This window comes from Rubrilithobacter danxiaensis (assembly GCF_047272945.1).
GTDB lineage: Bacteria > Bacteroidota > Bacteroidia > Sphingobacteriales > Sphingobacteriaceae > Rubrolithibacter > Rubrolithibacter danxiaensis.
In genome coordinates this window covers 1-13470 of the sequence record NZ_JBKOPS010000016.1, presented here as the reverse complement: position 1 = coordinate 13470, position 13470 = coordinate 1, and the positions used below count along the sequence as shown (strand labels likewise).

The window sequence follows — 13470 nt, the reverse complement described above, 5'->3', positions numbered from 1 at the left end:
TCAGCAGGTTTAGTTGGTTGTAGATGTAACAATAAAATTACCGATATGTTTTCTTTTAGGTTAAATTTTTTCTTTTAAATCATTTTTTTGTTCTAAAACTCCTTGTTTATCTAATAAACATTCAAGTTCAATCTCATCTAATAATACCCTAACTGAAGTTTTATTTTCATTATATTCCCATTTAATCAACCTGATGAAGCCATTCTCAATTTCTATTCCCGTGATATCTCCGTCATTAAAACAGCAGCACCCGGTATTGAAATAAGTTGGTTTATAGGCAGTGAAATCAGGAATTACTTCACCTCGTTTTACCCTGTTTTTAAGTTCTTCGTTCAGTTTTTCTATTTTTTCCTTCAGGTTAGCTTCTTTTGCTATTGCTAACTGTCGGTATAACCCTTCAAGCAGTGTCAATGAAACAAAAACAGGCTGATGCGTATGCCCGGTAATCAGTGCTACATTTTTTTGTTTTGCAGCCCAATCGTACATAAACCTATTGTGAGCAGTTTTTAAATGATCATCGTATGCAGGAGTATTCAGATTTAAACGAAGGTAAATTTGAAGCGGAGCCCATATAGTAGCTACAAACCACTTACTGAACCAGTTTCCATCACTCTGCAAGTCGCCCTGGTGACCGTGAGTAAGAAAGAAAGTCAGTTCTTTTCCTTTTATTGAAGTTTTTAAAATTAAACCTTCGTATATTTTTACCTTTTGTTTGTAGATAGATTCGAGGTTGAAGGAGGCCAGCGGATCATTGTCCCAATAGAGATCATGATTGCCGAAAATCTTTATAAAAGCATCTCTTTCAGCAAATACTTTTTCTTTCTCAAAAGAAGCTGTATTGTTCTTTTTTACTGCTTCCAGGCTGTTTTCCCAAAGCTCTTCGCTGTCTCCGAGGCTTATAAAACAAAAATTGTTTTTATTGTAACAGGTTAAAGCTGAAAGGTAATTGTTTTCGGCAAAAGCAAAATCATCCGATCCGTCTTTAGCTCCTTTATGCTGATCTGAAAGAATAATGTACTTTTCCTTATTCGTGAAGCGGATAACGGGACCTTTTTTGCCAGGATTGGTTACAATGTGATTGTAAAGTTGTGTAAGTGATTCGTGAACACGTGTTTGATCAGGTCTGGAGGCATATTTTTCTGCCAGGTAGCTTACCGGCTTTCTTAATAGTTTTTGTAAAAGCTTACGCATGCTATTGTAACCCCAAGCGCTAAAAGAAGTTGTGGGCAGAAAAATATTTATCTACTTTTTCAGCAGATTGCTGCTCTTTAACCAGTCGGCACAGGCATTGAACCAACGGTTGTCAGTGGTTGGATTTACCAGGCCAAAGCCATGTCCGCCTTTCGGGTAGATAATCATTCCTGCAGGCACTCCTGCTTTATGTAAGGAATTATAAAAGAATAACGAATTTTCAACTTTAACCACATCATCATCGCCTGCATGTACCAGAAATGAAGGAGGCGTTTCTTTATTAACCTGCAGTTCATTGGAGTATAGATCTTTAGTTTCTTTCGGTGGATTTTCACCTATCAGGTTATTTCTTGATCCCATGTGAGTAAGGTTATCCTGAAAGCTGATTACAGGATAAATTAAAATCATAAAGTCTGGCCTTAAGCTGATACCTTCTTTATTTTCAATCACCGCTTTATTAAAATGAGTGCCTGCAGTAGAAGCAAGGTGTCCTCCGGCTGAGAAACCCATGATTCCAACTTTTCCGGCATCAATTGCCCACTTTTTTGCCCGCTGGCGAACCATTTTAATAGCCTGTTGGGCGTCCTGTAAAGGCCCGATAGTTTTATCCTGCATTGTTTTCGTATCAGGTATGCGATATTTTAATACAAATGCAGCAACCCCTATCTTATTAAATTCCTTTGCTACCTCATATCCCTCATGTTCAATGGCCAGCCCGCTGTATCCTCCACCCGGGCAAATTACCACTGCTGTTCCTGTTGATTTACTTTTTTCGGGAAGGAAAACGGTTAATGTTGGTTGTGATACTTTAAGTATAAAGGGCCGGGGATTATTTTTGTCACTGATTTCTTCATTAGCAGTTTTAATTGAATTAGGAATTTTATCTGGATACAGAGGTAAAACAGTTTGCGACATAACAGGATATAAATTTCCGGCGATAAGAAAAAGAATAATAAAGAATTTTTTCATGGTTCCTGATTAAAAGAGAGAATGGTTTCGATAAAAAAGAAATCCGATTTTTAACAAAATAAATAAAAAGGATTAATAAAATTGCAAAAAGCGATTTATGAAAGATTTTAAAAAATATTTTCTCATTCCGGCTACCCCCGAAGAAGTTTATCTTGCCCTTACAAACGAAGCAACACTTCATTTATGGACGGGAGAACATGCAGAAATGGCAGCTGTGCCTGGTACGGAGTTTTCTTTGTGGGATGGAAGTATTGCAGGAAAAAATATAGAGTTTATTGAAAATAAGAAAATTGTACAGCAATGGTATTTCGGAGATCAGGAACAGGAATCAATAGTAACTATTATCCTTCATCCTGATAAACATGGAACTTCTGTGGAATTGCGACACTCAAATATTCCCGATAACGATTATGCCGATATTAAAGAAGGGTGGGAGCATACTTATTTTGCTTCACTTCGGGAGTTTTATGAAGAATAGGCTGGTATGATTGAGTTCGATACATTGATACTACAGTTTGAGGAGCAAGGTGAAAAAACCGGCTGGACCTATATTGAAATTCCTGCAGATATTGCTCAGCAGCTAAAGCCGGGAAACAAACAGACTTTCAGGGTTAAAGGGTGTTTAGATGCGTATTCCATATCCGGTGTTGCCTTGCTTCCAATGGGAGAGGGGAATTTTATAATGGCGCTGAATGAAAAATTTAGAAAAGGTATTGGAAAACGTGCCGGAGCATTGGTACGTGTAAAACTGGAAGCAGATTTTGAATTTTCTATAAAGATTCCTCCTGATTTAATGGTTTGCCTCGAAGATGACGCAGAAGCGTTTCAATTTTTCAATGGCCTCTCCAAATCAAACCAAAGTTACTTCATTAACTGGATTGAAAGCGCAAAAACTGAACCGACAAAAACCAAACGCATAGCCCAAACAATAAATGCATTATCAAAACGCATGCTTTTTGGGCCAATGATACGTATGCTTAAAGCAGAAAAAGCATAATCAGGGGCAAGATTATCCTCGCTTAAATTCCGAAGTGGCATGAAACTCAACATCCGGAAAATCTCTTTTAGCCAGATTTATCGCCCAGTCGTTATCAGCCAGAAATACCGGATTTCCTTCTTTGTCGTAAGCAATATTAGATGCCCGGCGTTGAACGATCTCCTGCAGGTTTTTCTTGTCTGTAGCAGTAAGCCAGCTTGATTTTTTAAAAGGAAGCATTCTGAAGGCACATTTTGCGCCGTATTCGTGTTCCAGCCTAAAACTGATTACTTCGAACTGAAGTTCGCCAACTGTGCCGATTATTTTTCTGTTTCCCGGTTGCTGTACAAATAATTGTGCTACACCTTCTTCTGTAAGTTGCTGAATGCCTTTTTCTAATTGTTTGGTTTTTAGGGGATCGCGGTTTTCAACCTCTTTGAAAATTTCCGGCGAAAAACTCGGTATTCCTTTAAACTGTAAATTTTCTCCCTCTGTCAAGGTGTCGCCAATCTTAAAATTTCCCGTATCATGCAATCCTACCACGTCTCCGGGCCATGCTTGTTCAACTAAGCTTTTTTCGTTGGCCATGAAGTCCATGGGGTTGGAGAATTTAAGTTTCTTATTTAAACGCGTATGGTAATAGAAGGTATTCCTTTCAAATTTGCCTGAACAGATTCTTAGAAAAGCAATACGGTCACGGTGATTGGGGTCGAGGTTTGCATGGATTTTGAATATAAATCCAGTCAGATTTTTTTCCGTTGCCTCAACCATACGCTCGTTGGCTTCCCGACTTTTGGGGCTCGGAGCTATTTCAATAAATGTCTCTAAAAGCTCTCTGATTCCAAAATTGTTAATTGCACTTCCAAAAAATACCGGTGCTAACAGGCCTTCTAAATACATTTCCTTGTCGAGCTCACCATAAATACCTTCAACAAGTTCTTTATCTTCCTGTAGCTTAACCAGCTGCTTGGGTTGTAAATGAGTAGCAAGTATAGGATCGTGTAAGTCAGTAACTTGTATAACAGGTTCGGTAACCTTTGATTTATCCGGTTCAAAAAGATTCAGTTGATTATTGTAGATGTTATAAACCCCTTTAAACGTGTGCCCCTGCCCAATGGGCCATGAAAGCGGACATACACTTATATTCAGCTTGTTTTCTATTTCATCCAGCAGGTCAAAAGGGTCTTTACCTTCACGGTCAAGCTTGTTTATGAAAACAATAACGGGAGTGTTACGCATGCGGCATACTTCCATCAGTTTTTCTGTTTGTTCCTCAACTCCTTTTACACTGTCAACAACAAGGATAACACTATCTACGGCAGAAAGGGTACGATAGGTATCTTCAGCAAAATCTTTGTGACCGGGAGTATCCAGGATATTGATCCTTTTTCCTTTATATTCAAATCCCATCACCGAAGTAGCAACCGAAATTCCCCTTTGCTTTTCAATTTCCATAAAGTCGGAGGTGGTATTCTGGTTCGCCTTGTTTCTTTTAACCGCCCCGGCTGTATTGATTGCACCCCCGAAAAGTAGAAATTTTTCCGTTAAAGTTGTTTTACCGGCATCGGGGTGACTAATGATTGCAAATGTTTTTCTTTTTTCTATTTCAGGATAAGACATAATAAATGTTATGCTTTATTGGTAAGGGAATAAATCTTAAGGAATTACTTAGAAGAACAGAAGTTTTAACAACAATGAGAGGTTTGTCTTCATGAACGGCAAAAGTAATAAAACATTTGAAGAAAAAACAGGGGGCAATTTTTTTAATAAGAGTTAATTAAAGGTTATAAAAAATTTTCTTACAAGTAAAACAATTTGTAAAATTTTGAGTAGTACAGTGAAAACTGTTAATAGATTTGGAAGTTTTACAATCAGAAGAGATTCTTTTTCCTAAACTTGCATCAGGCAATGATCTTATAAATCCGCTGATGGATAAGGAATTTTACAATCATATCTTTGAGAAGCAAAAAACAGTAGAAGCAGTTCCTTCCAATGAAGAAATTGCAGCGTGGGCTTTCCAGCTTATCCGTTTGCTCTATCCCGAGCAGGCAAAGAATCATTTTTCTACTGTGTATGAAATAAAAGCGGAGTTTTTACGGTTGGAGAAGGAGCTGTTACGGATAATGGATGCTACTACAGCATGCCGCGATTGTAATAATGTTACAAAAGGAGAAATATTTTTCAGAGAACTGCCTGAATTATACCGGCTGTTAAATACAGATATTAATGCTATACTGGAAGGTGATCCGGCAGCTAAAAGTGAATTTGAAGTTATCAGGGCTTATCCCGGTTTTTTTGCAATTTCTTTCTATCGTCTGGCTCATGCCTTGTTAAAATTGGATATCCCGCTTTTACCACGCATTCTTACTGAATTTGCCCATTCAAAAACCGGTATAGATATTCACCCCGGAGCTACTATCGGTGAATATTTATACATAGACCACGGGACAGGTATTGTAATTGGCGAAACTTCCGTTATTGGAAATGGAGTTAAATTGTACCAGGGCGTAACCTTGGGAGCTTTAAGTGTTGATAAAAGCCTTGCTTCAACAAAACGTCACCCAACTGTTGAAGATCATGCCGTCATCTATTCAGGTGCAACTATTTTAGGTGGCGAAACGGTTATTGGCCATCACAGCATTATCGGTGGTAATGTATGGCTTACCAAAAGTGTTCCCCCTTATTCAACAGTATATCATCAGCCAAGTATTAAGGTTATAGAAAGACAGATTAACGAATAAACAAGATGGCAACTATTATAGACCTGGTTGGAAATACACCGCTGGTTGAAATTCAAAAGCTGAACCCAAATCCCAATGTTAAAATTTTTGCAAAACTTGAAGGAGATAATCCGGGAGGTAGTGTAAAAGACAGGGCGGCACTTAATATGATTCGAAGTGCAATAGAACGCGGCGAAATTAAATCGGGTACTAAACTGATAGAAGCTACCAGTGGAAATACAGGCATTGCTTTAGCCATGATTGCACGTTTGTTTGATCTTGAAATAGAGCTGGTAATGCCGTCTAATTCATCACGGGAACGAACATTAACAATGGAAGCTTTCGGAGCAAAAGTTACCTTATTGGAAGGTATCGAGATCTGCCGGGATTATGCGGAAGAAAAAGCTTCAAAAGAAAATTATTTTCTGCTGAACCAATTTGCCAACGCAGATAATTATTTGGCGCATTATAAAACAACCGGTCCTGAAATATGGCGTGATACTAACGGACAAATCACTCATTTTGTAAGTGCAATGGGTACAACCGGAACTATAATGGGAAACTCGATGTTTCTGAAAGAAAAAAATCCTGCTATACAAATTGTTGGTTGCCAGCCTACAGAAGAATCTTCTATTCCGGGTATCAGGAGATGGCCGGTGGAATATCTTCCTAAAATCTTTGATCCGTCACGTGTAGACCGGACAATTGATGTTTCACAAGGCGATGCTACTCAAATGTGTAGACAACTTGCAAAAACGGAAGGTATTTTTGCAGGAATGAGTAGCGGTGGAGCTGCTTTTGCTGCGATAAAACTTGCTCAGGAATTAGAATCAGGACTTGTTGTATTTATTGTGTGCGACAGAGGCGATCGTTATTTGAGTACTGATCTTTTTGCTTAATTTAGGTCTTTAAAGATATTACCACTTATAACCAATTTTCTTAAACCGATGATGAAAAAAGCTTCCTTTTTTTGGGGGTGGGTTTTTATGCTCATTCCGTATCTGTTGGCTGCACAAACAGGCAAAGTATCCGATAATCTATCTCTTCCTTCTAAAATTTTAAAAGCTGACCGCAAGTTTGCAATTTATTTACCACCGGATTATGAAACTTCACAACGATCCTATCCTGTTCTTTATCTTTTACATGGAGCCGGAGATGACCAGACAGGCTGGGTGCAATTCGGGGAAGTTTTAAATATTACAGATCAGGCAATCAGGGAGGGAAAAGCAACCCCCATGATTATTGTGATGCCAGATGCAAATACCGGCCAGCGTGGTTATTTTAATGATGTAAAAGGAGAATGGCGGTACGAAGATTTCTTTTTCCAGGAGTTAATGCCTTATGTTGAAAAGAAATTCAGAATAAAAAATGATAGAAGATATCGTGCTGTTGCCGGGTTATCAATGGGTGGGGGAGGCACCTTTATGTATGCGCTGCACCATCCGGAATTGTTTTCTTCCGCTTGTCCGCTTAGTGCTTATATTGGTCCTCTTTCTTTACAGGAAGCAACTGCACGTATTAAAAAAGATAATCCTGACGTGGCTGATTCAGCTATCCAAAACTATTATAACAACCATAATGCACTTTCGCTGCTTGAAAAATTAAATACGCCGGAACAGAAAAAGGCAATCCGTTGGTATATTGATTGTGGTGATGATGATTTTCTGTACGAAGGAAACAGCCTAGTTCACATTGCAATGCGTAAAAAAGAAATTCCGCATGAATTCCGTGTGAGGGATGGGGCTCATAACTGGACGTACTGGAGAACTGCTTTGCCTACAGTTCTTGAATTTGTTTCGCAGGGCTTTCATCAGTATTAAAAAGAAGAGGCGGAATGATCCGCCTCTTCTTTTTTGTATCATATTTGATTAAAATTAATCAGTAATAGTTAATTCATAACTGGAAGAAAGGAATACTTTTTTCCGTACTCCATCATTTGCTGATAAAATGAAGCAGGATACGTTACTTTTACATCAATAATTTCATTACCCTTCATAATTGGAACTAATTTCGGCTGTATAAATCCTTTATAGGGTTTAATGTCCAGTTTAGAATACCTATCCAATACCTCTTTCAATAAATCCTGATCAACTTTTACTCCGTAAGTTTCAATCAGATTTTTTCCTGCATTGTAATCACCTTCCGATTTTATTCGTTGTATTTCGCGAAGCAGCTGTCCGAACAGGTCACGAAGTTTATTGTAATCATTGATCTTCGTATAGGTTTTGCCGTTCACCTTAATCATCTCGATCACATTATCTTTTTTCCCCATTTCGTAAACCCATTTAGCATTCAGCTGACGGTTCCTCATGTGTGCTTCTTCCAGGTTGTTTCCTAATTTTATGCGTGTTAACTGGGTGATAAGCCCGTTCATGATATAATTGTCATAGCCTGCTTTTCCAACTTCTAAAGACGGCATAACTCCCAATTCAATAAGTTTGGGGTCCATTATGTAATATAAACCAACTAAATCGGCCCGGGCCTCTTCCAGTGCAGAAGCATAATTTTTAAGTGTTTTATCGGTAGTTTGAACGCCGGGATTAATTTGGCCAGAAGCATGACCGATACATTCGTGCATATCAGTATGGAGGTCGGATGCTAAGGCGCCGTATTTTCTGATCCTGTTTTTAATAGTATCGTTCAAGGCAAATTCGTCTAAAGCACCGCTTTTACTGCCTGATAGATTGTAGGCATGGATAATATTACCTAACGAAACTGACTTGGATCCATGTTCCTTGCGGATCCAATCGGCATTTGGCAAATTGATTCCGATAGGAGTAGAGGGTGCTGCATCGCCCGATTCCATAATAACAGTAATAGATTTGGCAGTAATTCCCTTTACTTTTTTCTTTTTATGTTCAGGCATTAAGGGAGAATGATCTTCAAACCATTGTGCCTGGTCTGCAATCGCTTTTATTCTTTTAGTTGCTTCCATGTCCTTTAAAGAAACAACACTTTCAAAACTACCTTTTTTTCCTATTGCGTCGTTATAAACTTCAATAAAGCCATTTACCACATCTATTCTTGATGCAGTATCAGCAACCCAGGCAATACTGTATGCATCAAAATCTTTTAAATCTCCGCTACGGTAATATTTTACAAGTTTCTGTAATGCATCTTTCTGCTGGTTGTTTTCGGCAACAGGTATCGCTTTTTCCAGCCAGTAAACAATCTTTTCAATTGCATTGCTGTACATTCCTCCCACTTTCCAGGTTTTTTCAACAATCTTTCCGTCTTTTTTTATCACCTTGCTGTTTAATCCCCAGGATGGAGCATCGCCTTTTGTGTCGAATTTAGAATAAAAGTCTTCAACCTCTTTTTGAGTTACTTCTTCATAGAAATTATTTGAGGAGGCAACAATGTTGTCAATATTTGGTGAAAGATCAACTAATTTTGGTTGAAATTTGGGGTCGAAAATAACCGGTTTTAACCTCTCTGCAAGTGCGGATACATTTTCACCTTTATTTAAAGGGAATTTGTTGGCGTCTGAATTTTTAATTAGCTGCGTAAAATACTGGAAAGAGAATTGGGGGATTAACTTGTCGTTTCCATAGTGATGATGGATGCCGTTACTAAACCACACCTGGCCTGCATACGATTTAAATTTATCCCAATCTGCAGATTTTCGGTCGCCTTTATAAGTGCCGTAAATAGTTTCGATGGTTTTTCTGACAAGGAGATTGTATTTTCCTTTCTGATCGTAAATTATATCCCGGCCGGCTAAAGCAGCTTCCGACAAATAATAAGCTAACTTTTTTTGTTGTAAACTAAGCTCATCAAAGCCCGGTACTCGGTAACGGAGTAGCTGAAGATCGGCAAAAGATTCTGCAGCTACATCAAAGGTTGAATCAGCAGGATTCAAAACAGGTTCTGCTGCCTGTGTTTTTAGGAAAACAGTACCGGCAAACGCGATAACTAAAGTTGATACGAATTTAATCTTCATACATTTAAATGATTTTACTTTTTCTTATGAGCCAAGAAGTACTATTCTCATAAGATTTAAAGACATAACAAAGGTATGAAAGTTTAAAATAACAATAGAAGGCTAGGTATAGTTAGTCTTGCGGGCCGGAAGAATCTTCATCTTCTTTTCTTTTTTCATCCGCTGGTTCACTGGCAATTTTCCGGTCTGTTTCTGCATCCGGCTTCAATCCTTCCAACTGATCTTCCTGCTGCGCTCCTTTTATAATGTTTTCATTTTCCTCGTTCCGTGGTTCCGAATTTTGCTCTGAGGGTTTATTATTTGGCTTAACCCATTGATTTCCTTTAATATCTGTCATGTTGTTGGATTTATAGCTATAACAAGTAATATTGCAGCTTGTTCGTTTTTATCTTGATAAGTAGGATTGCATTACCTTGTCGTATGACTCGGCGCAGAAATAAGTGAAGGGTTCTTCTTCCAAATGAGAGGCTTCCAGCAATATTTTTGTTCCGTTTTCATACGGTTCAATTGAAATCACCCGATTTCGTTCTAATGTAATAAGTTCGTCATCTATCAGTACACTAAAAAAATTTGATGCCATAAGTTTATATAATGTTTCATTTCTACAAATCAGGGCTATAGTTTGTGTTATACTTTTACATATTTTACAAAAAGAATATAAAGGCGTGTGGTAGGAATATGCAGAGAATTCAAGTCTTACATAATTTTTATATTGCTTATAAAAAAAGGCCATAATTTAGCGCTAAATGACCGAAGTGAAAATCCAACCTGAACTATATATTGTAGGAGCAGGTCCCGGCGACCCTGAATTAATTACTCTTAAAGGATATAAAGTTCTGCAAAATACGCCTGTTGTCCTTTATGATAATCTTGCTAATAAAGAGTTGCTTAACCTTACTTCCGAAGATTGTGAGAAAATATATGTAGGTAAGCAACCCTATGGCAACTATACATCGCAGGAAAGAATACATGAACTGATTAAGGAAAAGGCATTCGAGAGAGGAATGGTAGTGCGTTTAAAGGGTGGAGATCCGTTTATTTTTGGACGGGGATATGAAGAAATCCTTTTTGCAAGAGAAAATGGTATTAATACATTTTTTATTCCTGGAATTACCAGTATGCAGGCTTCAGGTTATGAAGATATCCCTTTAACTCATCGTACTTTAAGCGAAAGTTTCTGGGTTGTAACCGGAACTAAAAAGGATGGTGCTTTATCTACAGACCTTAAACTGGCACTTGACAGCAAAGCTACCGTAGTTGTATATATGGGAATGAAGAAATTAGCTGAGATTGCTGCCATTTATGAAGAAGCAGGAAAGGGAGAAACTCCTGCCGCTATTATTCAGCATGCAACTTTGCCTCTGCAAAAATCAGTTCGTGGAAAAATAAGCGATCTGCCTCAATTGGCGCTTGAACAAAAATTTACGCATCCTGCCATAATTATTATCGGCGCAGTAACAGCTTTAAAAGCGTAAATGTTGAATGAGAAAGTTGGCATTAACGCAGGCAGGAGTTTAAACCCTGTCTGCGTTGGCAATATATTCTTATTTATTTTACAGTAAAATTAATCTGAGAATTTCCCCACATTAAGCTTACAACTCCCGTTTTAGAAATGGTAAAAGTCATCTTCTCGGTAAATGAAGGAGCTTTTGTTGGTTTAACGGTAAAACGAAGAGCGTCTTCAGATTCGTTATAAACAGTTCCCCATTGTTTCCAGGCTTTATTTAAAATAACAACCCATGAGTTTTCTCCAGGGATAGTGTACAGACTATATTTGCCTGCTTTTAAGGCTTTTCCATTAAGGCTTGCATCTTTACTGATTTCAAATACTGTAGCTTCATTAGCGCCGGTTCGCCATACTTTTCCGTAAGGCGCAATGTCTTTTCCAACAGTTCTCCCTTTTACTGAGGGCTGGCTGTAATCAATAGTAACTACCAAACCGGAAGAAAGGGTTTGAGAAACTTTTGCAGGAGGGCTGGGACGTTTACTTTTATCGTTTTGATCCTGCGCATAAATGTTCACCTGGAAAACAAAAGCAGACAGTAAAAGAAGTAAGAATAATTTTTTCATGGCTTAAAGATCTTAGGTTAATTAAAATTTGATTTCTGAACAATTAAGGAAGTTAAAGTGTTTGGATGATTTAAGTTACATAAATTTAAACCTTATCGTAGAATAAAATGAAAAAAATACTTATACTATTCCTCCTTTCCGCCTTTTTAATAAATGGTTGTACCACAAAAAAGAATTCAGAAGACAATACTATTGATGTTTCGGGCCTTCAATCGTTAATTAAGAAAAAAGATTACACGTTGGTTTATTTCTGGACTACCTGGTGCGGCCCCTGCCGTAAAACCCTGTCGCAAACACTGCCAGAGTTTGAAAAGACGATTAACCCGGCTACCACTCAGCTTGTTGTTGTTGCTGTAAGTAAAGACGATGAAAAAATAAACAAGGTACTTGGTAAATCTTCGCTTTCTGCTGATAAATATAAATTAGCCTTTAGTGGCCCGGACGTTTATCTGGCACATAAGGTTGTTCTTAAACAGACATTAGAAGACCTTTTTCCTAATGATAAAGTTTGGAGAAATGGTGTTCCTGTGTTTGTTCTGGTAAATAAGGATATGAAGGTTTTAGATCCTAAATTATCTACCAAACTTGCCGAACTAAAAGATAAAATAAAAACAGAAATTCCATAAACCTCCAGAAGCAGCATGTAACAAATGCGTAATTTTAAGGTCTATTGTTAAAATAAATTTTAGCGCTTATGTTAAGAAATCATGAAATCGATTATTGTATTTATGGAGAAGAAATGCAATATGTTGAAGTGGAGTTAGATCCCCAGGAAACTGCAGTAGCAGAAGCCGGAGCCTTTATGATGATGGAAGAAGGCATACAAATGCAAACTATTTTCGGGGACGGAAGCCAGCAGAACTCAGGATTTTTAGGAAAGCTTTTTAGTGCAGGAAAAAGGCTGCTAACCGGCGAAAGCCTGTTTATGACAGCATTTACAAATATTGGAAACGGAAAAAAGAAAGTTTCATTTGCTTCTCCTTATCCAGGCAAGATCATTCCGCTTGATTTATTAAAGTTAGGAGGCGGCATTATTTGTCAGAAAGATGCTTTTTTATGTGCCGCTAAAGGGGTTAGTATCGGAATTGAATTTCAGAGAAGATTAGGAACAGGTTTGTTTGGTGGCGAAGGCTTTATTATGGAAAAGCTTGAAGGAGATGGGATGGCTTTTGTGCATGCCGGCGGACATGTATTTGAAAGGGAACTGCAGCCTGGAGAACTTCTGAAAATTGACACCGGTTGTATTGTGGCTTTTACCCCCGGAGTTTCTTACGATATTCAGTTTGTAGGAGGAATAAAAAACACTTTGTTTGGTGGAGAAGGAGTTTTCTTTGCTACGTTAAGAGGACCCGGAAAAGTGTGGATACAAACACTACCTATCAGCAGGCTGGCTGGCAGAATATTGCAATACGGAACAGTGAACCGTAAAGAGGAGGGAAGTATACTTGGCGGAATAGGTAATTTGCTGGATGGAGATTAAACAAGAAAAGGCGGAGTAAATCTGGACTGCCCCCAAAAGTTTGGACGAATTTAGTTATTAGATTTGTAATAATGAGCTCGATATTCCATCGGGCTCATTCCATTTAAATTCAGTTTTATTC

General features: G+C 38.1%; 15 protein-coding genes. 8 read left to right on the top strand and 7 right to left on the bottom strand.

Annotated features, from left to right (window positions below):
• Positions 1 to 60 precede the first annotated feature (60 nt).
• Complete coding sequence (locus ACLCDL_RS16430) at positions 61 to 1191, bottom strand: metallophosphoesterase (protein WP_423149497.1); 1131 nt, start codon at positions 1189 to 1191, stop codon at positions 61 to 63.
• 51 nt (positions 1192 to 1242) lie between these two features.
• The gene (locus ACLCDL_RS16425) at positions 1243 to 2160 is read right to left on the bottom strand and encodes an alpha/beta hydrolase (RefSeq protein ID WP_423149496.1); all 918 of its coding nucleotides are present in this window, start codon (positions 2158 to 2160) and stop codon (positions 1243 to 1245) included.
• Between the two features lie 97 nt (positions 2161 to 2257).
• Between ACLCDL_RS16425 and ACLCDL_RS16420 the strand changes: the two genes are divergently transcribed.
• Positions 2258 to 2638, top strand: a complete 381-nt coding sequence (locus tag ACLCDL_RS16420) for an SRPBCC domain-containing protein (RefSeq protein WP_423149495.1) — start codon at positions 2258 to 2260, stop codon at positions 2636 to 2638.
• Between the two features lie 6 nt (positions 2639 to 2644).
• Complete coding sequence (locus tag ACLCDL_RS16415; RefSeq protein ID WP_423149494.1) at positions 2645 to 3157, top strand: YdeI/OmpD-associated family protein; 513 nt, start codon at positions 2645 to 2647, stop codon at positions 3155 to 3157.
• Positions 3158 to 3169: 12 nt separating this feature from the next.
• On the opposite strand, the gene ACLCDL_RS16410 is transcribed toward ACLCDL_RS16415, so the two are convergent.
• On the bottom strand, positions 3170 to 4756 hold the full coding sequence (locus ACLCDL_RS16410) for a peptide chain release factor 3 (RefSeq protein ID WP_423149493.1): 1587 nt from the start codon (positions 4754 to 4756) through the stop codon (positions 3170 to 3172).
• A gap of 308 nt (positions 4757 to 5064) precedes the next feature.
• Here ACLCDL_RS16410 and epsC point away from each other — a divergent pair, with 308 nt between their 5' ends.
• The 3 genes from epsC to ACLCDL_RS16395 are packed head-to-tail and all read left to right on the top strand — an operon-like array spanning position 5065 to position 7676.
• Entirely contained in the window at positions 5065 to 5877 is an 813-nt protein-coding gene (epsC, locus tag ACLCDL_RS16405; RefSeq protein ID WP_423149540.1) for a serine O-acetyltransferase EpsC, read from the top strand.
• 5 nt (positions 5878 to 5882) lie between these two features.
• Entirely contained in the window at positions 5883 to 6755 is an 873-nt protein-coding gene (gene cysM, locus ACLCDL_RS16400; protein ID WP_423149492.1) for a cysteine synthase CysM, read from the top strand.
• A gap of 48 nt (positions 6756 to 6803) precedes the next feature.
• Positions 6804 to 7676, top strand: a complete 873-nt coding sequence (locus ACLCDL_RS16395; RefSeq protein WP_423149491.1) for an alpha/beta hydrolase — start codon at positions 6804 to 6806, stop codon at positions 7674 to 7676.
• Positions 7677 to 7744: 68 nt separating this feature from the next.
• Here the strand turns inward: ACLCDL_RS16395 and ACLCDL_RS16390 are convergent, their stop codons facing one another.
• The 3 genes from ACLCDL_RS16390 to ACLCDL_RS16380 form a co-directional block, all read right to left on the bottom strand.
• Positions 7745 to 9799 carry a dipeptidyl-peptidase 3 family protein gene (locus ACLCDL_RS16390; protein ID WP_423149490.1) on the bottom strand — a complete coding sequence of 685 codons (2055 nt, stop codon included), beginning with the start codon at positions 9797 to 9799 and terminating at the stop codon, positions 7745 to 7747.
• Between the two features lie 112 nt (positions 9800 to 9911).
• On the bottom strand, positions 9912 to 10136 hold the full coding sequence (locus ACLCDL_RS16385) for a hypothetical protein (protein WP_423149489.1): 225 nt from the start codon (positions 10134 to 10136) through the stop codon (positions 9912 to 9914).
• A gap of 48 nt (positions 10137 to 10184) precedes the next feature.
• Positions 10185 to 10379, bottom strand: a complete 195-nt coding sequence (locus ACLCDL_RS16380) for a hypothetical protein (protein ID WP_423149488.1) — start codon at positions 10377 to 10379, stop codon at positions 10185 to 10187.
• Between the two features lie 166 nt (positions 10380 to 10545).
• Between ACLCDL_RS16380 and cobA the strand changes: the two genes are divergently transcribed.
• The gene (gene cobA, locus ACLCDL_RS16375) at positions 10546 to 11274 is read left to right on the top strand and encodes a uroporphyrinogen-III C-methyltransferase (protein ID WP_423149487.1); all 729 of its coding nucleotides are present in this window, start codon (positions 10546 to 10548) and stop codon (positions 11272 to 11274) included.
• Positions 11275 to 11347: 73 nt separating this feature from the next.
• On the opposite strand, the gene ACLCDL_RS16370 is transcribed toward cobA, so the two are convergent.
• Positions 11348 to 11869, bottom strand: coding sequence for a DUF2911 domain-containing protein (locus ACLCDL_RS16370; RefSeq protein WP_423149486.1), 522 nt, complete (start codon positions 11867 to 11869; stop codon positions 11348 to 11350).
• A gap of 107 nt (positions 11870 to 11976) precedes the next feature.
• On the opposite strand from ACLCDL_RS16370, the gene ACLCDL_RS16365 reads away from it, so the two are divergent.
• Both ACLCDL_RS16365 and ACLCDL_RS16360 read left to right on the top strand, forming a co-directional pair.
• A complete protein-coding gene (locus ACLCDL_RS16365) occupies positions 11977 to 12495 on the top strand; it encodes a thioredoxin-like domain-containing protein (RefSeq protein WP_423149485.1) in 519 nt (172 codons plus the stop codon).
• 68 nt (positions 12496 to 12563) lie between these two features.
• Positions 12564 to 13349, top strand: a complete 786-nt coding sequence (locus ACLCDL_RS16360; RefSeq protein ID WP_423149484.1) for a TIGR00266 family protein — start codon at positions 12564 to 12566, stop codon at positions 13347 to 13349.
• Positions 13350 to 13470 lie beyond the last annotated feature (121 nt).

Coding starts and splice junctions, on each gene's coding strand:
- ACLCDL_RS16430 (WP_423149497.1), bottom strand. CDS start 1,191: ATGCGTAAGCTTTTACAAAAACTATTAAGAAAGCCGGTAAGCTACCTG.
- ACLCDL_RS16425 (WP_423149496.1), bottom strand. CDS start 2,160: ATGAAAAAATTCTTTATTATTCTTTTTCTTATCGCCGGAAATTTATAT.
- ACLCDL_RS16420 (WP_423149495.1), top strand. CDS start 2,258: ATGAAAGATTTTAAAAAATATTTTCTCATTCCGGCTACCCCCGAAGAA.
- ACLCDL_RS16415 (WP_423149494.1), top strand. CDS start 2,645: ATGATTGAGTTCGATACATTGATACTACAGTTTGAGGAGCAAGGTGAA.
- ACLCDL_RS16410 (WP_423149493.1), bottom strand. CDS start 4,756: ATGTCTTATCCTGAAATAGAAAAAAGAAAAACATTTGCAATCATTAGT.
- epsC (WP_423149540.1), top strand. CDS start 5,065: ATGGATAAGGAATTTTACAATCATATCTTTGAGAAGCAAAAAACAGTA.
- cysM (WP_423149492.1), top strand. CDS start 5,883: ATGGCAACTATTATAGACCTGGTTGGAAATACACCGCTGGTTGAAATT.
- ACLCDL_RS16395 (WP_423149491.1), top strand. CDS start 6,804: ATGATGAAAAAAGCTTCCTTTTTTTGGGGGTGGGTTTTTATGCTCATT.
- ACLCDL_RS16390 (WP_423149490.1), bottom strand. CDS start 9,799: ATGAAGATTAAATTCGTATCAACTTTAGTTATCGCGTTTGCCGGTACT.
- ACLCDL_RS16385 (WP_423149489.1), bottom strand. CDS start 10,136: ATGACAGATATTAAAGGAAATCAATGGGTTAAGCCAAATAATAAACCC.
- ACLCDL_RS16380 (WP_423149488.1), bottom strand. CDS start 10,379: ATGGCATCAAATTTTTTTAGTGTACTGATAGATGACGAACTTATTACA.
- cobA (WP_423149487.1), top strand. CDS start 10,546: ATGACCGAAGTGAAAATCCAACCTGAACTATATATTGTAGGAGCAGGT.
- ACLCDL_RS16370 (WP_423149486.1), bottom strand. CDS start 11,869: ATGAAAAAATTATTCTTACTTCTTTTACTGTCTGCTTTTGTTTTCCAG.
- ACLCDL_RS16365 (WP_423149485.1), top strand. CDS start 11,977: ATGAAAAAAATACTTATACTATTCCTCCTTTCCGCCTTTTTAATAAAT.
- ACLCDL_RS16360 (WP_423149484.1), top strand. CDS start 12,564: ATGTTAAGAAATCATGAAATCGATTATTGTATTTATGGAGAAGAAATG.